The 20,464-nt window shown below is 31.1% G+C and carries 22 protein-coding genes; 8 read left to right on the top strand and 14 right to left on the bottom strand.

All coding sequences use genetic code 11. The features are described from left to right. Positions 1-108 precede the first annotated feature (108 nt). Together RCH18_RS06945 and RCH18_RS06940 are read right to left on the bottom strand one after the other, a co-directional pair. Positions 109-1,461: a M28 family metallopeptidase gene (locus tag RCH18_RS06945; protein WP_326936027.1), complete on the bottom strand. Its 1,353-nt coding sequence runs from the start codon at positions 1,459-1,461 to the stop codon at positions 109-111. A 516-nt stretch (positions 1,462-1,977) separates the two neighbouring features. Next, complete coding sequence (locus RCH18_RS06940) at positions 1,978-2,316, bottom strand: cupin domain-containing protein (RefSeq protein WP_326936026.1); 339 nt, start codon at positions 2,314-2,316, stop codon at positions 1,978-1,980. A gap of 195 nt (positions 2,317-2,511) precedes the next feature. On the opposite strand from RCH18_RS06940, the gene RCH18_RS06935 reads away from it, so the two are divergent. From RCH18_RS06935 to RCH18_RS06900, 8 genes are all read left to right on the top strand, one after another. Further along, the gene (locus RCH18_RS06935; protein ID WP_326936025.1) at positions 2,512-3,366 is read left to right on the top strand and encodes a CvfB family protein; all 855 of its coding nucleotides are present in this window, start codon (positions 2,512-2,514) and stop codon (positions 3,364-3,366) included. 643 nt (positions 3,367-4,009) lie between these two features. Beyond that, on the top strand, positions 4,010-4,840 hold the full coding sequence (locus RCH18_RS06930; RefSeq protein ID WP_326936024.1) for a 1,4-dihydroxy-2-naphthoyl-CoA synthase: 831 nt from the start codon (positions 4,010-4,012) through the stop codon (positions 4,838-4,840). Positions 4,841-5,140: 300 nt separating this feature from the next. Then, positions 5,141-5,662, top strand: a complete 522-nt coding sequence (locus RCH18_RS06925; RefSeq protein WP_326936023.1) for a PH domain-containing protein — start codon at positions 5,141-5,143, stop codon at positions 5,660-5,662. Next, positions 5,662-7,176, top strand: a complete 1,515-nt coding sequence (locus RCH18_RS06920; protein WP_326936022.1) for a PH domain-containing protein — start codon at positions 5,662-5,664, stop codon at positions 7,174-7,176. The genes RCH18_RS06925 and RCH18_RS06920 overlap by 1 nt, the downstream gene beginning before the upstream one ends. A gap of 56 nt (positions 7,177-7,232) precedes the next feature. Continuing rightward, a complete protein-coding gene (gene menA / locus RCH18_RS06915) occupies positions 7,233-8,195 on the top strand; it encodes a 1,4-dihydroxy-2-naphthoate octaprenyltransferase (protein WP_326936021.1) in 963 nt (320 codons plus the stop codon). Positions 8,196-8,437: 242 nt separating this feature from the next. Further along, on the top strand, positions 8,438-9,115 hold the full coding sequence (locus RCH18_RS06910; RefSeq protein WP_326936020.1) for a metal-dependent hydrolase: 678 nt from the start codon (positions 8,438-8,440) through the stop codon (positions 9,113-9,115). A gap of 129 nt (positions 9,116-9,244) precedes the next feature. Then, positions 9,245-10,450 (top strand): tetratricopeptide repeat protein, encoded by a 1,206-nt coding sequence (locus tag RCH18_RS06905; RefSeq protein WP_326936019.1) that lies wholly within the window; start codon positions 9,245-9,247, stop codon positions 10,448-10,450. 212 nt (positions 10,451-10,662) lie between these two features. Then, the gene (locus RCH18_RS06900; protein ID WP_326936018.1) at positions 10,663-11,703 is read left to right on the top strand and encodes an o-succinylbenzoate synthase; all 1,041 of its coding nucleotides are present in this window, start codon (positions 10,663-10,665) and stop codon (positions 11,701-11,703) included. Between the two features lie 154 nt (positions 11,704-11,857). Here RCH18_RS06900 and RCH18_RS06895 read toward each other — a convergent pair whose 3' ends face one another. The 12 genes from RCH18_RS06895 to RCH18_RS06840 form a co-directional block, all read right to left on the bottom strand. Next, on the bottom strand, positions 11,858-12,214 hold the full coding sequence (locus tag RCH18_RS06895) for a hypothetical protein (RefSeq protein ID WP_326936017.1): 357 nt from the start codon (positions 12,212-12,214) through the stop codon (positions 11,858-11,860). A gap of 4 nt (positions 12,215-12,218) precedes the next feature. Continuing rightward, positions 12,219-12,563 carry a hypothetical protein gene (locus RCH18_RS06890; protein ID WP_326936016.1) on the bottom strand — a complete coding sequence of 115 codons (345 nt, stop codon included), beginning with the start codon at positions 12,561-12,563 and terminating at the stop codon, positions 12,219-12,221. Positions 12,564-12,613: 50 nt separating this feature from the next. Then, positions 12,614-12,940 carry a YtxH domain-containing protein gene (locus tag RCH18_RS06885; protein WP_326936015.1) on the bottom strand — a complete coding sequence of 109 codons (327 nt, stop codon included), beginning with the start codon at positions 12,938-12,940 and terminating at the stop codon, positions 12,614-12,616. A gap of 38 nt (positions 12,941-12,978) precedes the next feature. Next, positions 12,979-13,131: a lmo0937 family membrane protein gene (locus RCH18_RS06880; RefSeq protein WP_326936014.1), complete on the bottom strand. Its 153-nt coding sequence runs from the start codon at positions 13,129-13,131 to the stop codon at positions 12,979-12,981. 37 nt (positions 13,132-13,168) lie between these two features. After that, a complete protein-coding gene (locus RCH18_RS06875) occupies positions 13,169-13,321 on the bottom strand; it encodes a lmo0937 family membrane protein (RefSeq protein ID WP_326936013.1) in 153 nt (50 codons plus the stop codon). Between the two features lie 34 nt (positions 13,322-13,355). Beyond that, positions 13,356-13,979 (bottom strand): porin family protein, encoded by a 624-nt coding sequence (locus tag RCH18_RS06870; RefSeq protein ID WP_326936012.1) that lies wholly within the window; start codon positions 13,977-13,979, stop codon positions 13,356-13,358. A 178-nt stretch (positions 13,980-14,157) separates the two neighbouring features. Continuing rightward, on the bottom strand, positions 14,158-14,619 hold the full coding sequence (locus RCH18_RS06865; RefSeq protein ID WP_326936011.1) for a hypothetical protein: 462 nt from the start codon (positions 14,617-14,619) through the stop codon (positions 14,158-14,160). 379 nt (positions 14,620-14,998) lie between these two features. After that, positions 14,999-15,205 (bottom strand): hypothetical protein, encoded by a 207-nt coding sequence (locus RCH18_RS06860; RefSeq protein WP_326936010.1) that lies wholly within the window; start codon positions 15,203-15,205, stop codon positions 14,999-15,001. 394 nt (positions 15,206-15,599) lie between these two features. Then, positions 15,600-16,046, bottom strand: a complete 447-nt coding sequence (locus RCH18_RS06855; RefSeq protein WP_326936009.1) for a hypothetical protein — start codon at positions 16,044-16,046, stop codon at positions 15,600-15,602. Positions 16,047-16,657: 611 nt separating this feature from the next. Next, complete coding sequence (locus RCH18_RS06850; protein ID WP_326936008.1) at positions 16,658-17,131, bottom strand: Dps family protein; 474 nt, start codon at positions 17,129-17,131, stop codon at positions 16,658-16,660. 283 nt (positions 17,132-17,414) lie between these two features. Beyond that, the gene (locus RCH18_RS06845) at positions 17,415-18,515 is read right to left on the bottom strand and encodes an alkene reductase (RefSeq protein WP_326936007.1); all 1,101 of its coding nucleotides are present in this window, start codon (positions 18,513-18,515) and stop codon (positions 17,415-17,417) included. A gap of 149 nt (positions 18,516-18,664) precedes the next feature. Continuing rightward, positions 18,665-20,047, bottom strand: a complete 1,383-nt coding sequence (locus RCH18_RS06840) for an NAD-dependent succinate-semialdehyde dehydrogenase (RefSeq protein ID WP_326936006.1) — start codon at positions 20,045-20,047, stop codon at positions 18,665-18,667. Positions 20,048-20,464 lie beyond the last annotated feature (417 nt).

Below are 20,464 nucleotides of genomic sequence, written 5' to 3'. Positions count from 1 at the left end.
ACTTTAAGGAAACCGCCGTACACGTAAGTACATACGGTGGTGTGAGAGGACGACAAAGTCAAGGTTTAAACTTAACTTTGTCTCCTACTTTAATTATAACTATAATTTTTATCTAATTGGCACTGGAAAAACAGGTAAACTAGAATGTCCTAATGCATCAACACTTTGTACTGCAAAGAAAAAATTATCCTTAGAATAAGGGATTTCTGCTTTTGTATCTTTTACAAATATTGTTTTTTCCCAGTGAGATGCAGATGTCTCTCTTATCAGAATATTATAACCGTAAACTTCTTTTCCCTCAGGTGCTTTCCACACTAAAGTTGAAAAATTAGTCAAATCTTTTACTTCGATGCCTACATTTGTGGGTGCTTTTGGTGACCAAGCTAAATTGCTAAAAGTAGCTAGATTCGAAGTTGTTACTTTTTTTAAATATTCAAAATCCATAAATTCTGGAAGATCGCCAAATTGTACATTGTTTTCTTTTCTAACATCTTGGTGTTGGTGGTCAAAATTTTCATTCATTTCGCAAAAACGAATGGCTGTAAATCCATTTTGACTAAAAGGAGTGTGATCTCCACCTCGTAAAAAACGATCATTTCTATAAACTAACTTAATATCTAATTGCTCAATGTATTGATTAGTTGTCGTTTTTATATATCTCGCTAACTGTCTTGATGGACTATCATTGTCACGATTAGTTGATTTACGCATTTTAGATTCCGCTTCTGTTTCTAGATAAGGTGTCGCTTCACTAAAAACGCGAACTTGCATGTTATCTCTAAATAAAGTGCCACTTGATAAACTATTTCCAATCATATCATTATTAATCATCGCAACTACGTTCCATTTCGACTCTTTTGCAACATCTGCTAAATGTTTTGCTCCATACAAACCTTGCTCTTCACCAACTACAGCTACGAAAATTAGCGTGAAAGGAAATTCTCTCTTACTCATAATTCTAGAAAGTTCCATCATAGCTGCAACTCCTGAAGCATCATCATTTGCTCCTGGAGCATCGATTTTTGCGTCCATTACATTTGAAGCACGAGAATCTAAATGTCCGCTGATTATCATTACACGATCATCAATTGGGTCAGTACCTTTTAAAGTGGCCATCACATTGCCTAATTCACTATCAGTAGCGATGCGTCTTCCATCGGCTTTTATAGTAAAGAAATCAATTTTAGAGGTTAATCGCCCATTAGATGCGAGTGCGAATTTATCAAACTCTGATTTAACCCAGCGTTGTGCTGCTCCTATACCGCGAGTATTGCTTTTGGTATCGCTTAAGGTATGTCTGGTTCCAAAACTTACAAGTTTGCGAACCGTAGCTTCCATGTTTTCCGACTTTACCTCAGAAATCATTTTTTTTATTTCGGGATCATCAACGGTGGTTTGCGCAATAGTAAATTGGGAATTTAAGAGTAATAGAAATAAACAGACGAGTGAAGTTGTTTTCATTTAAGTTTTTTTTAATTGCTCAAAGTTAGTAAAAAATGATAATAAACTTTCTCAGCTAGATGATTTAGCATTTGTAGAGTATTTAAATTTAAAAAGTGTATTAAAAATAGGTTTTTTTAGAGTTCAAAAGAGATAAACATTATCAGTGTTGGCTATCAGCTAATGCTTAGCGCGAATCAAAATTTAGAATTCCTTAAAAAAAATTAAAAAATGCATTGACAAATCTTATCTGTTCTTATACTCCTTTATGGTTTGAAAAATACCTATTGTGTTTTTACAATTTTGTAGGGAGAGTATTATGAAAAAAGAATTTCTAAAGTAGCCCCGATAGAAGCAAGTATCCTGCGCTTTTGGGCGCAGATACTGCGAATAGCGGGAGAGAAAGTGAGCGGATTGACAATTTATCTGCTCCAAAAAAAAAATTTAATTGTTCAAATTAATGGAAAGTTGCGTACCAGCTTTACAGAATAGTTTTCAAAAAAACTCAATCGCTTTTTCAATCGCTTTTTCAATTGTTTATTCCAATACTTTTTTTACTCTTTCAACAGTGTCTAGTTTTGACAAAGTCAATCGCACGATGCTGTCTTCTTCAGCCAGTAAATCATGCGGAACATTAGCATCTAAAGCTATTAAATCTCCTGTTTCCAAAGTCATTTTTTCGCCTGCGGCACCAAAAGTTATCGATCCTTGATGAATTTCGACAGTAATAGGATATCCTGCTTTGTGTTCTTTCATAGTCTGACCTTTACGAAATAAAATTCTAATTTCCTTTGCTGTTTCTGTTTCCATCATTACAGTTATGGAAACTTTATCTTCATTGTATTGAAGTTCTTTTCTTAGTGAAGCTGTTTTCATTATAAAATTTTTTAGTAATTAATAATTTATTTAAAAAATGCGAAGATTTATAGTTTTAAGAATTTAAATAGAATTGACGCAATTTTCAATACTTATAAAGATAGGTTTTTATAACGCTAAAGTAAAATTATTCGTCAATTAAATCTTTGTACCTTTGCAATTGACAAAGTTAGAAATGACTAAGAATTTAAGAAAATGATCGAAATAGGAAAATACAATACGCTTACCATTTTAAGAGATACCAAAGTGGGTTTATTTCTAGGGAATCCTCAAGAAGATCCTGAGGGAATTCACGATATTTTATTACCCAATAAATATGTACCCAATGATTTTGAAATAGGCGAGGAGCTGATTGTTTTTGTGTATTTAGACCATGAAGAAAGACCTGTTGCTACGACACTAGAACCTTATATATTGCTAAATGAATTTGCACTTTTGCGTGTGAATTATACCAATCAAGTGGGTGCTTTTATGGATTGGGGAATGGAAAAAGATATTTTAGTTCCGTTTAAAGAGCAAGCGCGTCCTATGGAAAAAGGGAAACGCTATTTGGTTTATCTTTATATGGACGAAAAAACAAATCGTTTAGTTGCTTCAAGCAAAACAAATCAGTTTCTTAAAAATGAAGAGCTAACTGTAGAAAAAGGCGAAGAAGTTGATTTGATCGTTTCGCATATTACTGAAATTGGAATCAATGTAATTATAAATGAAAAGTACAAAGGATTAATGTACAAAGATGAAGTTTATGATGATGCCATTCGGACGGGCGACCGTATGCGAGGTTATATTAAAACAATACGTCCCGATAATAAAATTGATGTCGCATTGCAAATTCAAGGTTATGAAAGTATTGAACCAAATGCAGATAAAATATTAGAGGAACTGAGAGCCAGCAGAGGTTTCTTGAGATTGACTGATAATTCGCATCCAGAGGATATTAAAACGGTTTTGAAAATGAGTAAAAAAACGTTTAAAAAAGCGATTGGTGCGCTGTATAGGGAAAAATTAATTGAAATTAAAGAAGACGGAATATACTTAATTAAAGAGTAAAAAAAAAGAAAGACTAATCGGTAACGGTTAGTCTTTCTCTCTTTAATGCTGTTTTTTAAATCTTTATTTTTCACAGCAAAAAATAATTTCAATGTTTTTATGTCTTTAACGTCCAAAGAGCTTCTTTTTATACTTATCTAAGTTCACAGTTAGCCGATGGTTTTTTTTATTTGTTGAAAAACTATTTTCTAAAAATAATTTTATTAATGTATCGCTTTTGCAAGTACAAAAAAAATAAATCTTTTTCTTTAACCGTAGGTGTTACTTATTAGAATTTTGTAAAATAGAATCTGATTGTATCATTAACTCGCTACTAAAGGTTTTTATAATTTTAGAATTACTTATTCCCGTAGAGAAAGGAGTGACAACATTTTTAATTGTATTCAATACATTCTTTTTTTAGGTTAATAAATCAGTTTAGAGTCGTGCACAAAAAAAATAAATAGGATCTATTTATCTGATTAGCTTGTACTAAAGTTAAAAAAATAAGTAATTGCCAACTGTTAAAAAATTCCTATTTTATTGATTTTTAACATTTGTCAATCTTTCATCAGATAAGGATTACCAGAAGGATTATGATTAAGAATAGATATACTGCTAAAAATGATTTATTTTTACGGTAAAATAATTTAAAGCGATAACAATGGATTGGATTACTGCTAAAGAATATGAAGACATTACCTATAAAAAATGCAACGGCGTAGCTCGTATTGCTTTTAATAGACCCAATGTGCGGAATGCATTTCGTCCAAAAACAACAGCTGAACTTTACAATGCTTTCTATGATGCTCAAGAAGATACTTCCATAGGCGTTGTTTTGTTATCTGCCGAAGGACCATCTTCTAAGGATGGCGTTTTCTCTTTTTGTAGCGGTGGCGATCAAAACGCACGTGGACATCAAGGATACGTGGGCGATGATGGCCAACACCGATTGAATATTCTCGAGGTGCAACGATTAATTCGCTTTATGCCAAAGGTTGTCATTGCAGTAGTTCCAGGTTGGGCTGTAGGTGGCGGGCATAGTTTACATGTGGTTTGTGATTTAACTTTAGCAAGCAAAGAACATGCTATTTTTAAACAAACAGATGCTGACGTCACCAGTTTTGACGGCGGTTATGGTTCTGCTTATTTAGCTAAAATGGTGGGGCAAAAGAAAGCAAGAGAAATCTTTTTCTTAGGTCGCAATTATTCAGCCCAAGAAGCTATGGATATGGGAATGGTAAATGCTGTGATTCCACATGACGAATTAGAAGATACCGCTTACGAATGGGCTCAGGAAATTTTACAAAAATCTCCAATGGCAATCAAGATGCTGAAATTTGCTATGAATCTTACAGACGATGGAATGGTTGGCCAACAAGTTTTTGCTGGAGAAGCAACGCGATTAGCCTATATGACTGAAGAAGCTAAAGAAGGTAGAAACGCATTTTTAGAGAAAAGAAAACCGAATTTTGAGAAAAAGTGGTTGCCTTGAGGTGGTAATTCGTGAATGGTGATCCGTGAATGGTAATTCGTGAATGGTGATTCGTGAATGGTAATTCGTGAATGGTAATTCGTGAATGGTGATTCGTGAATGGTGATTGGTGAATGGTGAATTATTTTCGGTATTTTACTGAATAGTCCATAGGTTGTTAATTCATTGCATTACTTTAAATGCTTTGAGTGGGTTCGTAATATTGCAAATAAATCAGCAATTTTGTGAATTTGCGGCAAACAGATAGTAGAAAAACGAAAATAACAAAGATTGTCAATGCAGTAATATTAATATTTTTAAATGGAAAATTTTACAAACGAAACGATTGATATAACGCAACTACCGAAATTTGAAGAAGTTGTTTTTACACCGCTTCATACGAAATATCTTACGGTAGTTATAATCAATTTAATGATACTAATTGCAATATTTATTTTGATTCCTACATTGTTCTCTTTTTTTAAACCTGAACTATTTTCTGGGAAATTGTGGTTAATTTTAGGTGCTGTGCTTCCTGTTTTATTTATTTGGATAGCTACTTTTTCAATTTTAGGATTTAAGAGAAAAGGTTTCGCATTTAGAGAGCATGACGTGCTTTACAGAAGCGGAGTTATTGCAACCAATACAATTGTAATTCCTTATAATAGAGTCCAACACGTAGCTTTACATGAAGGATTAATTTCACGTTATTTAGGTTTAGCCAAAGTAGAAATTTTTACCGCTGGCGGAAGTTCGAGCGATCTTGAAATACCTGGAATCGAAAAAGAACAAGCCGAAAATATCAAACAATTACTGATGGGGAAAATTCAAAAACAATTGTAATGAGTACTGATTTTAGTTTGCCTCAAAGGCAATCCGTTGTTGGGATTTGGGTTTTGTTTTTTTATTCACTGCAGCGTTATGCACGCGCTTTTTGGCCTATAATTTTGATTTATGCATTTCGATTTAATCAAGTTAATAAAATTTATTTGTTTCTTGTATTGTTCGCTTTACTTGCTGTGATTGGAATTTTATCTTACTTGAAGTACCTAAATTTTACTTTTGCTTTAGATTCTGAAAATAAAGAATTTATTATTAATGAAGGCATTATTAATAAAACTAAGACTGCAATTCAGCTCAGTAAAATCCAACAAGTAAATATCAATCAATCTTTCATCCAGCGGTTAATAGGTGTTTATGAACTTAATGTGGATACGGCTGGAAGTAATAAGAAAGAAGGAGCTATAAAAGCAATTTCGCATGAATTAGCTTTAGAATTAAAATCGCGTTTATTAGAAAACGATTTTAAAGTGATTGGAAACGATACTGAAACAATGTCATTCGAAGAGACTGATAATAAATTTGTAGACGTTGCTGAACCTTTTCTAAAAATTAGTTTTTTGAGTCTACTGAAAGTTGGAATTACCTCTAATTATGGTCGAAGTATTGCATTGTTGCTGCTGTTTTCCAGTACTATTTATGAGAACTTTTTAAAATTTGGAGATGAGGATAACATTTACAAAGAGCAGTTTGGAAACTACATCGACAAAAATTTAGTACTGCAATCCATACTTGTGTTTCTTTTTTGGCTGATTTTTATTGTTTTGATTGTCAATATATTTAGAACTGTTTTTAAATATTTCAATTATACTATCAATAGACAAAAAGGATCTTTACTACTATCATTCGGTTTGATAAGCACAAAAAGTACTATTTTAAAACCTGAAAAAGTTCAAATAGTAATAAATACAAGAAATTTTTTCCAGAAGAAAATGGGAATATTGGAATTAAAGATAAAACAAGCAACAAACGGTGAAAAAGAACAAAAAGGTTCTGCAATTGATATTCCAGGATGCAGTGAAGCGGAAGGAGAAGCGATTCTAAGTTTGTTATTTAAAAAAATTCCTACCAGAGGTTTGATGTTGACACCCAATTGGCGCAAACTTATTTTTTCAGTATTTCTGACAATAGGATTACCTTTGTTTGCTTTTATCGCAATTGGAACCTATTTAGATTCTTCTATTTTTGAATACGTTTTCATTGTTCCAGTTTATATCGTTTATATTGGATTGATTCAGTATTTCAAATATATAAACAACCGATTATTCATTAATGATGATTTTATCATTAGGCAAAGCGGTGCTTGGGATATTAAAAAAGAAATTATTGAACCAAGCAAAATTCAAGCGGTTTCAACGTCGCAGCTTTTTTGGCATAAAAAATTAAATATAGGATCAATAACTTTGCACACAGCCGGAGGAGATATTGCTTTTCAATTAGGGGATTATATTGTTTTAAAGCAGTATATTAATAAATGGTTGTACGAAATTGAAACTTCCGATAGCAATTGGATGTAATTGTAAAAACCAGAAGAAAAAATTGACCGAAAGGTTAAAAATATAAATAAAAAGAAATGAAACATTGGATTGAAGCAGCTCGATTAAGAACATTACCCTTATCGGTTTCGGGGATAATTGTTGGGAGCATGTACGCGTTGGCAAACCCAACAGAAAATATCTTGACTCCAACAGAAGTTTTTAATTGGCGCCTTTTTGGTTTTGCTATTCTAACTACTTTAGGTTTACAAATATTATCAAACTTTGCAAATGATTACGGCGACGGACTAAAAGGAACAGATAATGAGGATAGAGTAGGTCCAAAACGGGCTATTCAAAGCGGTGTGATTTCTCCAAAAGACATGAAGCGTGCCATAATCATAACTTCAATTTTGACGCTGCTTTCGGCTATTTTATTAATTTACTACGCCTTTGCCGATACAAATATTATATATTCATTATTCTTTTTAGCTCTTGGTATTTTAGCTATTGCTTCAGCAATACGTTATACAGTGGGAAACACTGCTTATGGATATAGGGGATTTGGTGATTTATTTGTCTTTATATTTTTTGGTTTGGTAAGTACTTTAGGAGTCAATTTTTTATATTCAAAACAGTTAGATGCTATATTATTTTTGCCTGCAATCGCGATTGGATTATTGAGTGTTGGCGTTCTAAATTTGAACAATATGCGAGATGAAGCCTCCGATAGAAAGTCTAATAAGAATACGATCGTAGTTAAAATTGGTGGAGCCAAAGCAAAAAAATACCATTATTTCCTCGTCACTTCAGCAATGTTTTTAATCGTTTTGTTTGCACTATTAAGTGATTTTCATTTTGATCAATATCTGTTTTTATTGGCTTATATTCCTTTAACCAAACATTTAGTTACCGTTCGTAAAAATCAAGAGCCAAGATTATTAGATCCTGAATTAAAAAAATTAGCGTTGAGTACGTTTGCACTTTCAATTTTGCTGGCACTCTGCATGATTTACTTTTTTTCAGATGTGATTGTTAATACAATGATGGGCGGACGATAGAGGTTAAAGTATTAATTCTTTCGAAAAATAGAATTTTAGTAATAGAATATTTTTTTTTTAAACATGATTTAAAATGAATCTATTTATTTCTAGTAATGACTGATACAATTTTAAACTGATTAATTTGAAAGTATTTAATAATTAAAAAATTCTTTAAATACAAAATCACAAGAGAGAATCTGCAAATCTGCGGTAAGCTTTTTACTTATTACTAACTTCAATAATAATTAAAATATAAAATTATGAAAATAACATTTTACGGTCACGCGTCATTAGGAATTGAAGTAGGAGGTAAGCACATTTTAGTCGATCCCTATATTTCTGCTAATCCAAAAGCGGCTCACATTGACATAACTAATTTGAAAGCTGATTATATCTTGCTTACTCACGCACACGGCGATCATATTCTTGATGTTGAGACAATAGCTGGAAATACCAATGCAATAATTGTTTCCAATGCTGAAATTGCGGGTTTTTATGCTGCTAAAGACTTTCAAACGCATTCCATGAATCATGGCGGTAGTTGGAATTTTGATTTTGGAAAAGTAAAATATGTGAATGCCATTCACTCTAGTTCGTTCCCTGATGGAAGTTATGGAGGAAATCCTGGTGGTTTTGTAATTGAAAGTGAGCATAAAAATATATACATCGCTGGTGATACGGCGCTAACGATGGATATGAAACTCATTCCTCTACGTACAAAACTTGATCTGGCTATACTGCCAATAGGCGATAATTTTACAATGGATGTTGCCGATGCGATTATCGCCTCTGATTTCTTAGAATGTGATAAAATTCTTGGTTACCACTTTGATACTTTTGAGTACATCGAAATCGATCATGAGGATTCCATTCGTAAATTTTTTAATAAAGGAAAAGATTTAATGTTACTGGAAATAGGGAATTCGATTGAATTATAATTTTTTTTGGAGCTATTCCAGCTATCCGTTTTTATAAAAGGATTTCCACTTCAAACGGTGTTCACTGAATACCAAATAAATGAAATTGTAGTGAAGTAATCTAGGCTATAAATCTCGTTAATCAACAACATGAATTTTAAAAAAGAAATTTTTCTATTATTTGTAGCAATAATATTTCAGTCTGGTTTTGCGCAAAAAGACGGCTACTGGGATAAGACAAGAGCAACCACTGAAGAAATTACAGTTTCAGCTCGAGAAAGAATTATAATAAAAACGCAAGATTTTCCAGAAGGAACTACAGAGGTGGTTTTTAGAATTACACTTTTAGACAAAAACCAGCAAATGGCAAGTAGTTTGGTGTCGGTTTTAAAAGCAATTCCAGATCCCACGGGAATCAGTCAGGGCTCAGCTGGTGCAGTTTTTATTTTATCAAAAATTTCTGGAGATGATAAATGTAAATACGCCGTTTTTTCCAACGAAAACTTAGCTAATGACTATAAAAAAAAGGGAACAACAGCTGCCGCTTGCTTAGTTCAGGATACGCCTGTAAGTAAAGATGCAAAGTTACTTTCAGCGGATAAAGCTCCTTGCATGAAATTAAATGCTGGTAACTTATGGTTTGGTTTTGAAAGCAAGAATTGGATTATGAATCAAAAAGTCGTTCTAGAAGTCGTGCCTTGGGTGGATACTAAATTGAGTCGGGGTTGGACTGCTGCAAACAGAAAATCAATTATTGATCAATGTAAAACATCCAACTTAGCACAGAAAATGAGTAATTCAGATGATTTTTGCGTTTGTATTCTCGAGAAAATCCAATCCAAGTACAGTTTTAAGGAATTTCAAAAATTGTTGGCCATAGAGCGCGCTAAATCGTTTAAAGATTTTGGCGATAGTTGCTTTGGCGAAAGCAATCTTTCAAAAAGCATTTATGATGATTTACGTAAACAAGCTTCCAGTTTGAGTAAAAAAGGAAAACAAGGTGAAGCGATTATAAAGCTAACCATAATAATTAATGATGGTAAAGCAACTGCTTTAGATTATAATGCGATAGGTGAGAATTTTCTTTTAACGAAGCAATATGGAAAAGCAATAAAATTCCTTAAAACAGGCGAGAAGCTAGATGAAACGGAGTTATTGATTAAATTGAATTTAGCTCATGCTTATTTACTGAATGATAATTATGCTTTGGCAAAAGCGATTTATAAAGAATATCAATCTCAAAATGTAACGGATAGTTTGAGTTGGACTCTTAAAATAAAACAAGATTTTGCCCTATTTAAAAAAGTGGGAATTGAGAATAAGGATTTTGAGAGGATTTTGCGGGTTTTAGATTGATGTTTTTTTTAGTCTTTAGTCCTTAGTAATTAGTCCAGAGTTCTTGTCCAGAGTCCTGAGTTCAGAGTCCTTAGTCTATAGTCTTTAGTTTTCGTCCTTGGTATATTTTTTTTGGAAATGAGGTTTAGATTTTATTTAAAACTCTTATACAACTATTTAAAAACCTTTACGATTCCTTTAAAATTTTTATTAATTTTTGCGGTTTAAAAATTATGAAAGCAACTTATCATAAATACATTCTTAATTTCAAGCGTCCGTCTGGTACTTCACGTGGGGTGATGAATACAAAAGAAACCTGGTTTATTATTGTAGAACAAGATGGAAAAAAAGGAATAGGTGAGTGCGGCATCCTTCGCGGATTGAGTATCGATGATCGACTTGATTATGAAGAAAAATTGCAATGGACTTGTTCTAATATTCATCTTGGTAAAGACTTGCTTTGGGAAGCTTTAGCGGAATTCCCATCAATCCAATTTGGAGTTGAAATGGCTTTTCTATCTATAGCGAGTGAGAATCCTTTTTTATTGTTCCCTTCTGAATTTACCAAAGGTGAAAATTCGATGGAAATAAACGGTTTAGTTTGGATGGGAAATGAGGCTTTTATGAAGCAGCAAATTGAGGATAAACTAGCAGAAGGTTTTCGTTGCATTAAACTCAAAATTGGTGCCATCGATTTTGATTTAGAACTGCAATTATTACGATTTATACGCCATCATTTTACTCCAGAACAAGTCGAAATTCGGGTTGATGCTAATGGTGCTTTCAATTCAGATTTAGCTTTAGATAAGTTAAATCAGTTATCTGAATTTCAATTACATAGTATTGAACAACCTATAGCTAAAAACCAAGCTGACACTATGGCAGAATTGTGTAAAGTGAGTCCTTTTCCTATTGCTTTGGATGAGGAATTAATTGGTGTATTTAATCAGGAAGAAAAAGAGAAATTACTGCTTAAAATTAAACCGAAATACATCATTTTAAAGCCAAGTTTTATAGGTGGTTTTAAAGGCACACAGCAGTGGATTTCACTTGCAGAAAAGAATAATATTGGTTGGTGGATCACTTCAGCTTTAGAGAGTAACATTGGGTTAAATGCGATTGCGCAATGGACTTTTTTACAACATAATTTAATGCCTCAAGGTCTAGGAACGGGTGGTCTTTACACCAATAATTTTGACTGTCCATTAACCGTTTCAAAAGGGAAGTTGTGGTATGACCCTGAAGTGAAATGGGATTTTAAATTTGATTTATAATAAAATTATAACATCTATAATCAATTGACTTATGGTTTAGTAATACCATTTTAAAGAACATTAAGGTATTGATTAAGTTTCTTTATTAGACACAAAAAAAGGATAGCTTTTAAACTATCCTCTACAAATTATTATAGTGTACTTAAATATCGTACTAATCTTTTGCGATCTTATGTTCAATGGCTTGCTCTGTTTTATTAGCTACAAAATTTGTAACGAACAACTGTAAAACAGTTCCAAATACTTTTTTAAAAATACCATTTGATGAGCCAAACAAAACCCTTTTTGTTAAAAATCCAGAACCTAATCCAATAAGTTTACTAACAATAGCTCCCTTTATTTCAGATGAAGATGACACTTGATGTAGTGCCGTCTTCATCAAATTGACAGGTTTTAAATGGTCAGCGGTGATATGATATTGATTTTTTAATAAAATCAAATCTTCATTTTGCTTCAACTTTAATAATATAATAACATCTTTTAAAGTCTCTGTCTTGTTGCTCTTTTTCATCTGATTATTTTTTAAGTATTTTCGTTATAATTAAATTACTTATCGGAATTTTAATTAGTTGATCTTTGAATAAGTATAATACTAATCCAAGTAAAAAGTAAAATCCAGACATTACAAAAAAACCATAATAAGCTTTACCTAATTCGTCTCCAATCCATAAAGAAAGAGCAATATTTATTAATAGTATAAAAAATACAAGAACAATAGAAATAACTATTTGAGAAACAATTGACGATAATATATCAGCACCTTTATCAACTGCTTGTAATTTATAAAGTTTTGCGGTTGTTACACCATAATCTTTCGCTTTATCAAAAAGCATTTCTATTGTTGATGTATTATTTTCCATATTCTAATGATTGTTTAATTAACTAATATAATTAGTATTATTAAAGTATGTTACGAATTTCTAAAATCTGACTTAGCATTTTCAACTTTTGCCTTGCCTTCATCCATAAAATTTTCCGCATCATTTTTTACATCTTGATATTTAGATTTTCCTTCAGAAACTAAAGATTCACCTTCTTTCCAAATTTTTTCATATTTATCGCTAATGCTTCCTAACAACACGTCAAGCTTATCTTTTAATTCATCGGCATAGTCATTGCTCTTGTCCATTAACTTTCTTCTAGTTTTATCTCCTTTTTCAGGGGCATAAAGAACTCCTAATAATGCTCCAACAGCTACTCCACCTAAAACTCCCAATATTATTTTATCTGCTTTCATAATTTTTTATTTAATTGTTATTATTGTTAATGTCATTTTTATAAACTTCTACCTGAAATAAGTCGGAATAAGATTGCAATTACTGCAATTACTAATAAGATATGTATGATTGAACCTAGATTGAATGCAAAGAATCCGATTGCCCAAAAAATAACTAAAATTACTGCTATTGTGTATAATAAATTTCCCATTTTAAAATCTTTTAAGTTACTAATTTTTTTTATCTGTTTAGACGCTTCGTCCAGAAATTAATCTAAATAATATTGCTATTACCGCGATTACTAATAATATGTGAATTATTGATCCTACGCTATACGCAAAAAAGCCTATTGCCCAAAACACTACTAAGATTACTGCAATGATGTAAAGTAGATTGCTCATGATTTCTAGTTTTTAGTTTTTAGTAAATTATTATTTAGTTTAGTCTTAAACCGACGTACACGCTTAAAACACTATTTTTAGCATCTGAAGATAAAAACGAATTATCCTTACCAAGTTTTGTTAAACCATAATTGTAACGCACTCCAAAGTTTAAAGCATCTAAATCAACACCAACTCCACCTGCAAACCCAGCATCAAATTTGTTAAAATCATCAGTATCCAATTCATTTTCATAAGATCCAAAATTTGAATCGTTAGACGTTTTTCCATTCACCATATAAGCAGCATAAGGCCCAGCATGAATATTAAAATTATCAGTAAGATTAATTACTAATAGTACTGGAACTTCTATATAATTTGTATTAAATTTTGCTGTTCCTTTTACTATGGCATTGTCATAAACTAATTCAGCACCTTTTGTAGTGTAGCTAATTTCAGGCTGTATAGCGATATTATTAGTAATTGGAAATTTTGCATACAATCCCGCATTAAAACCTGTTAAGACGTTATTGTCATCAACATTATCTGTATAAAGATTAGAAAAGTTTAGGCCACCTTTAAAACCATAAGAAGCTGTTTTTTCTTGAGCCTGAACTCCTGTAAAGGCAGTTAAGCCCATTAAAACTGATGCGTAGATTAAATTTTTTGTTTTTTTCATTTTGTTATATTTAGTGTATTAATTACTTTACAAAGATGATTAATGTTTATAGGGTAATTGTTACAAAACTTTTTGATAATTTTACAATATTCACAGTTGTCATGCTTCAAATTACTACCATATTGTAAATAAGTAATTCAATACCAGTTACTTGATCTGTGAATTTAACGTATGTCAATTAGTTATTTTTGACCGTGAAATTTTTTAGAGATTCACCTAAATCATCCATATCTTTATTATATTCATTTTTAAAATTCTGCCAATCATCACTAACTTCATTTTTATAAGCATTCAATTTATTCTTAATCAATCTGTTTTTCTCTTCTAATTCTTCAATCCTTTTTTCATAAATATTATCCATTGAAGTATTAGTTCTTTTCATTTGTGATTTAAGTTCCGCTATTCTATCTTCATTTTTCCTAATCGTATTATTAGTACTTTCCTTAAACTCTTTCCACTCTTGCTCCGTAGCTGCTTTTCTAGCATTCGACAATTCAGTTTTTGCTTCATTTAATTCGACTCTAGCTTCTTCTACATTTTCTCTAGCTTGTTCTTCTTTATTGGTGGAGTCCTTACATCCAATCAACATTGAACTCACGACTAAAATGGTGAATGCACTATTTAAAATTGAGTTTTTCATAATATTTGGTTTTAAAGTTGAGAATTATTTTTAATAAATTTTGTAAATGAATCTGGAATAAACATTCTATATTTTTCTGTAAAGTAAGTATCAAGTTTAAAATTATTATTCTTTTATAATTGCAAATTAATTTATTGCACTAGAAGTGATAATTGAACCTCTTACTTCAGAATTTATTCAATAAGATATTGAACTTTTTGTATCAAAAATACACATTATATTGATAATCAATATTTTATAAAATTGCTATTTAAGTACACTTTGTTATTTACATAACTTTTAACAATATTTATTTTCTTTAAAGATGATTATAAGTACCATAATCAAATTATCATAATAAGTAGTAGAGAAAAGGCATAATAGTATAGAAATAAATAATTTATTCGTGTTTTATGCCGTACTTAATAAGAATATTTTTTAGCGAATTTACATAGTCTTCTAAAAGTTTATTGGTAATAGCTGGATCATCTACAATAGGAATTGTTAAAGGTAATTCTTCTAAATATTTGATCAACTCCGGATATTCATTTCTTATCATTGTAGTTGTTTCTAAGATTTCCTGATTCAATTCTTTTTCTGTTTTCATTTTATTGTTTTTATGATTAGTACATTTTTACTTGCTTTTATTTAAGAACGCTACTTTTACAATCAACTTTTTAATAATCTCAAGTTGTATTTATCAAACTCGTCTCTATTTAAATATTTTCAAAATAGAATTAATCGCTTCTTTGATTTCTGCATTTTTAAAAAATTTTAGAAATAATATTGCAATTAATTAAAGTTATAATTACATTATTTTATAGCTCTTTCATGATGTGTTGATTGTATTTTTATAATAACTTATTTTTAGAAAAATTGTATTATGAAATAAAGATCACTTTTATAGTGTAAAATAATAGTACAGTATTTTTGTAACTCATTTAGGCGAATGTTCTAAAAGTGTAGATAAATAGAGCCTTCAGCGCACCACTTTATAAATTTTAGTATTCGAAAATTTTTGTTTCTAGAATTATTTGGTTTCCTGGAAATTCTACAAATTCAGTGTCTTCAGCTGTAATAAATACTTTTGTAGGTTTAAAAGAAGTTACTGTTTCAAACTTACCTTCTAATTTAGAAGATACAAATCCTTTTTCGGTTTTTATTTGACCAATATTTTTAATGGTGTTTTCTTCGGTATTAATCCAAATGATATAGACGCTCTTACTTGGCTGCAATCGTTTTGCCTCAGCTAGATTTGTGATTTTAACGTGGATAGAATAATTTTTATTATCATCCATTTTAATACTGACATTACCTTGAGCAGCTGGAACTACGGATGAATTTTCAAAAGGAATATTTTTTCTGCATGACATTAGTAGAAATACTGACAATAATACTACTAATAATAAATTTAATTTTTTATAAATAATAGGTAATGGATTTGTCATAATTTATATTTTTTAACAATTGACTAACAGCAAAATTGACAATTTTAATGAGTAAAGCTGTTATAATAAAAAATTTAAATTTTATAATATTCACATATAGTTAGCAAATTCAAAAATAAAATGTAGCTTTTTTGTGGATTTAAAAGCAAATTTTTAAAAGCCTATTTCTATTGGGCTTCTAATTTAGCTATGCTAAAATTTTTGAGATTTAAAATAGTCGTGTAAGAGGCAAGTAGGAGATCAAAAACTTATTGCGGTAACGATTTTTACAATTTGCAAAATATACTTATGTGATTATGTTAAACTTATAATTTTTGTTAAAAAAAGGGTTACTGTTTCCAGTAACCCCTTACTAACTAAACAAAAACCAAACCAAATTTTTAATTTTAGTTATCAATTCCTATTAAATGTAATCTCAAATAAAAAGTTTACCTGTAAATAACAATTATAAATTATATATTGATTTAATCAATAAAATTAAATTAATTTTTATTGAAAAAAAATCTTTAAATTAGGATGAGACATAACTAAATTAAACATATTATTATTTAATTAGCAAGACCCTAAATACTTTGTGATGAGAACATTCATCTTAAAGAATGTATAAAAATCTATTCTAAATATCTCCTTAATTTCCAAACCATTGTTTCATGGTCTAACATCAAAGATGTTAAGAAATCAGCTGTTCCAGCATCTTTATTTTCTTCTTCACTGGTATCGATATCTTTTCTCAGTTGAATTATAATTGTTTCATGATCAGAAATCAGTTCTTTCATCATTTCTTTTTGCTCAGGATACTCGTTTGGAGATTCTTTTAAAACGGTCAATTCAGCAAATTCTTTCATTGTGCCAATTGTCTTACCACCTAGTTTACCTATTCGTTCCGCAGTTTCATCAATAGCCTTCTCTAATTTTTTATATTGACCTTCAAATAAGAGATGAAGTTCCATAAAACTTTGGCCTGACACATTCCAGTGAAATTTTCTCAATTTTACATATAATGTCATTTGATTAGCTAAAGTTGAACTTAACAACGATATACTGTTTTTTAAATTTTCTTCTGTAATTCCTATTTTAACTTTCATAATATTTATTTTTAAATTTTTATAAGTCCTAATACCTAAATTTTTATGAATACACTTAAATATCAGTTTATTTTCTTTCTTTCAAAGGTCTTACTATTTGAATAGCAAGGTATTATAAAATTTTTGTTATAATTTTCAATATTCGCACTTATTTCATTATTATTCTGATTTATTTTAATAACCTGAAAATATTTGATAACTCAGGTTACTTAACTAATTTTAATTAAATGGTACTGTAAATTAGCTTGACAAACCTTATGATATTAAACACTTTTTTAAATTATTATACTTTTAACCATTCGTGATAATATGGATAGTCAGTATATCCTTTTGCACCAGCGGAGTAAAAAGTATCATCGTCTAAATTTTGGGCCATTGGCCAATCATTTTTAAAACGTTCCACTAAATCAGGATTGTTGATAAAAGGTCGACCAAAAGCAACTAAATCAGTAGCACCACTTTGTAGATCTGATTCCGCGTGATGCTCATCATACCCTCCGGATAGAATCAACGTATTTTTAAAATTGTTTCGGATAACTTTCTTAATCTGTTCAGGAACTTTTGGCGCACCCATCGCAGAATGATCTACTAAATGGATGTAAGCAATATCTATTTTATTTAATTCACTAGATAAGTAGTCATACGTTTCAGCAATTTCAGGATAGTGCGGCATATCGCTTGCAACTCCATAAGGTGATAGTCGAATTCCTATTTTATCTTTTCCAATTGCATGTGCAACTGCTTCCACTGTTTCTAATACAAATTTGCAGCGCTCTTTGATACTTCCTCCGTATTCATCAGTTCTAGTGTTACTAATTGGCGATAAAAACTGCTCCAGTAAATAACCATTTGCCCCATGCAATTCTACACCGTCGAAATTAGCAAACAGCGCATTTTTTGCTGCCGAAATAAATTCCGTTTTTGCATGAATAATGTCTTGTAAGCTCATTTCAGTTGGTATCACATAATCTTGCAATCCTTCTTGATCTGTGTACATTTGCCCAGCTGCTTTAACCTGCGAAGGTGCAAAAATTGTTGCTTCTTTAGGCATATTTAAAGGATGACTTATTCTACCACAGTGCATCAATTGGACAAATATTTTGCCATTATTTTCATGAACGGCATGCGTAGTTTTTTTCCATCCTTCTACTTGTTCAGAGTTAAAAATACCAGGAATTCTGGCATATCCTAAACCATTTGGAGAGGGCGATGTTCCCTCGGTTATAATCAATCCAGCGGTTGAACGTTGCTTATAATATTTAGACATTAAATCATTAGGTATATTGTCAATAGCGCGCGATCGAGTCATTGGCGCCATAACTATACTATTTTTTAGTTCAATATTTCCCAGTTTCTTTGGTGTAAAAAGTTCATTACTTTTCATATTTTTAAAATTTTATTTTATTTTCTATTTATAAAAAAACACATCCTAAACGAGTTATAGAGTAGTTATGCTTACTTTATCGGATAGAAATAATTTGAATAATAGAAAATGATAGCTCAGTCTTTGAGCTACCATCCTAATTATTAAATTTAAAGTGGATCAGAAAGACCGCTGATGCGAATTAATTTCTTATTTACAAATTCTTGAATTCCCAATTCCGAAAGTTCTCTTCCATAACCTGAATTTTTAGTACCACCAAATGGCAAATCGGCCTGTGTCCAAGTAGGATGATTTATAAACACCATTCCGGCATCAATTTGGCTCGCAATATGTTCACCTCGCTTAATGTTTTGAGTAAAAATCGAACAACCCAAACCATAATCAGAATCATTAGCTAATGCAATAGCGGCGGCTTCGTCTTTAACTCTGTAGAAGGAAGCAATAGGTCCAAAAATTTCTTCGTGATAAGCTGGGATTCCTGGTTTGAGGTTGGTTAAAATTGTGGGTTCAACAAAAGCTCCTGGTCTATCTAGACGTTTTCCACCTATCAAAATAGTTGCTCCAGCATCAACTGACCTATTTATTTGATCAATAATGTTTACTGCTGCTTCTTCACTACTCATTGGTCCTAATTCTGTCTTAGAATCCATAGGATCACCGACAACTAAATTTGCCAGTTGGTTTTTAAATTTTTCTAAAAATTCATCAGCAATCGCTTCTACAGCAATAAATCTTTTTGAGGCCACACAGCATTCCCCATTATTGTTTATTCTACCTACAACTGCCCATTCAACTGCTTTTTCTATATCAGCATCTTCAAGAATGATAAATGCATCATTACCACCTAATTCCAACACTGATTTTTTTAAATTTTTTCCCGCCTCAGTTGCGAGCGATGCTCCAGCAGCTTCACTTCCTGTTAATGCTACTCCTTTAATTCTTTTGTCTGATACTAAAGCTGAAGCTCGCTCGCCTGATAGAAATAAATTAGTATAAAGTCCTTTTGGAGCTCCAGCCTCATTAAAAATATCTTCTATTGCGATTGCGCATTGAGGAACCATTGATGCATGTTTCACAAGTACTGTATTGCCAACCATTACATTAGGAGCCGAAAATCTAGCCACTTGATAAAAAGGAAAATTCCATGGTTCTACACCAAAAATAACACCGATGGGACTACTGCGAACATAAGCACTTCCATACTCTGGATCTAGATGTTTATCAGCTAAAAATTCTTCTGCATTTGTGGCATAATAATCAAAAATTGCGGCACTTAGCATTATCTCACCTTCAGCTTGAGCAATTAATTTACCCATTTCTAAAGTTATAGTTTTGGCTAAATGATCTTTTTGTTCTCGCATTAAAGAAGCCACTTTATGTAAAATCTCAGCGCGATCTTTATAAGTGGTGTTTTTCCAAGTCGAATATGTTTCTACTGATTGTGATATTAACATATCTACAGTATCATCAGTCATTTCGTCAAATGTGCGAACAACTTCATTATTAAAAGGATTTATTGTTTGAACTGCCATATTTTTATTATTTAAATGATTAAAAAATTATACTCTATATGATAATTGATACCTTTTCTATCTATTTTTAGACACTAAAAAATCGTGCTCTAAACGTAAAATAGGTAAAGTGAAGAAAGTATTAATAGATATTAAAAAGCGGAGAGTAAAGGTCAGTTATTAAAGTTCAATTAAGTTATAGAATATTTTGCACAACTTGTAACATTCACACATAGAACTTAATCTCTATAAGTAAAGCTTTTAGCTCTCCAACGTTGTCATTCTGACAAAGGAAGAATCTTTACTTATTGCTCTCATTTGATGAAAGCCCTGCTTCGTGGAAATGATAAAAACAAAACTTTATTTAATTATTATCCTTAAATTAATGACATGACATAGAACTGTCAAACCAAAATAAATAAATCTTTATTCTAATTA

The sequence above is a fragment of the Flavobacterium sp. PL11 genome, from assembly GCF_035985025.1.
Classification (GTDB): domain Bacteria; phylum Bacteroidota; class Bacteroidia; order Flavobacteriales; family Flavobacteriaceae; genus Flavobacterium.
This window is presented reverse-complemented; position numbering and strand designations above follow the sequence as displayed.

Excerpts from the sequence above, each read along its gene's own strand:
- RCH18_RS06885 (WP_326936015.1), bottom strand. The coding sequence starts at position 12,940 with ATGAAAGCAGATAAAATAATATTGGGAGTTTTAGGTGGAGTAGCTGTT.
- RCH18_RS06870 (WP_326936012.1), bottom strand. The coding sequence starts at position 13,979 with ATGAAAAAAACAAAAAATTTAATCTACGCATCAGTTTTAATGGGCTTA.
- RCH18_RS06845 (WP_326936007.1), bottom strand. The coding sequence starts at position 18,515 with ATGAAAAGTAATGAACTTTTTACACCAAAGAAACTGGGAAATATTGAA.
- RCH18_RS06940 (WP_326936026.1), bottom strand. The coding sequence starts at position 2,316 with ATGAAAACAGCTTCACTAAGAAAAGAACTTCAATACAATGAAGATAAA.
- RCH18_RS06875 (WP_326936013.1), bottom strand. The coding sequence starts at position 13,321 with ATGAGCAATCTACTTTACATCATTGCAGTAATCTTAGTAGTGTTTTGG.
- RCH18_RS06935 (WP_326936025.1), top strand. The coding sequence starts at position 2,512 with ATGATCGAAATAGGAAAATACAATACGCTTACCATTTTAAGAGATACC.
- RCH18_RS06880 (WP_326936014.1), bottom strand. The coding sequence starts at position 13,131 with ATGGGAAATTTATTATACACAATAGCAGTAATTTTAGTTATTTTTTGG.
- RCH18_RS06860 (WP_326936010.1), bottom strand. The coding sequence starts at position 15,205 with ATGAAAACAGAAAAAGAATTGAATCAGGAAATCTTAGAAACAACTACA.
- RCH18_RS06905 (WP_326936019.1), top strand. The coding sequence starts at position 9,245 with ATGAATTTTAAAAAAGAAATTTTTCTATTATTTGTAGCAATAATATTT.
- RCH18_RS06920 (WP_326936022.1), top strand. The coding sequence starts at position 5,662 with ATGAGTACTGATTTTAGTTTGCCTCAAAGGCAATCCGTTGTTGGGATT.
- RCH18_RS06945 (WP_326936027.1), bottom strand. The coding sequence starts at position 1,461 with ATGAAAACAACTTCACTCGTCTGTTTATTTCTATTACTCTTAAATTCC.
- menA (WP_326936021.1), top strand. The coding sequence starts at position 7,233 with ATGAAACATTGGATTGAAGCAGCTCGATTAAGAACATTACCCTTATCG.
- RCH18_RS06840 (WP_326936006.1), bottom strand. The coding sequence starts at position 20,047 with ATGGCAGTTCAAACAATAAATCCTTTTAATAATGAAGTTGTTCGCACA.
- RCH18_RS06900 (WP_326936018.1), top strand. The coding sequence starts at position 10,663 with ATGAAAGCAACTTATCATAAATACATTCTTAATTTCAAGCGTCCGTCT.
- RCH18_RS06850 (WP_326936008.1), bottom strand. The coding sequence starts at position 17,131 with ATGAAAGTTAAAATAGGAATTACAGAAGAAAATTTAAAAAACAGTATA.
- RCH18_RS06925 (WP_326936023.1), top strand. The coding sequence starts at position 5,141 with ATGGAAAATTTTACAAACGAAACGATTGATATAACGCAACTACCGAAA.
- RCH18_RS06890 (WP_326936016.1), bottom strand. The coding sequence starts at position 12,563 with ATGGAAAATAATACATCAACAATAGAAATGCTTTTTGATAAAGCGAAA.
- RCH18_RS06910 (WP_326936020.1), top strand. The coding sequence starts at position 8,438 with ATGAAAATAACATTTTACGGTCACGCGTCATTAGGAATTGAAGTAGGA.
- RCH18_RS06855 (WP_326936009.1), bottom strand. The coding sequence starts at position 16,046 with ATGACAAATCCATTACCTATTATTTATAAAAAATTAAATTTATTATTA.
- RCH18_RS06930 (WP_326936024.1), top strand. The coding sequence starts at position 4,010 with ATGGATTGGATTACTGCTAAAGAATATGAAGACATTACCTATAAAAAA.
- RCH18_RS06895 (WP_326936017.1), bottom strand. The coding sequence starts at position 12,214 with ATGAAAAAGAGCAACAAGACAGAGACTTTAAAAGATGTTATTATATTA.
- RCH18_RS06865 (WP_326936011.1), bottom strand. The coding sequence starts at position 14,619 with ATGAAAAACTCAATTTTAAATAGTGCATTCACCATTTTAGTCGTGAGT.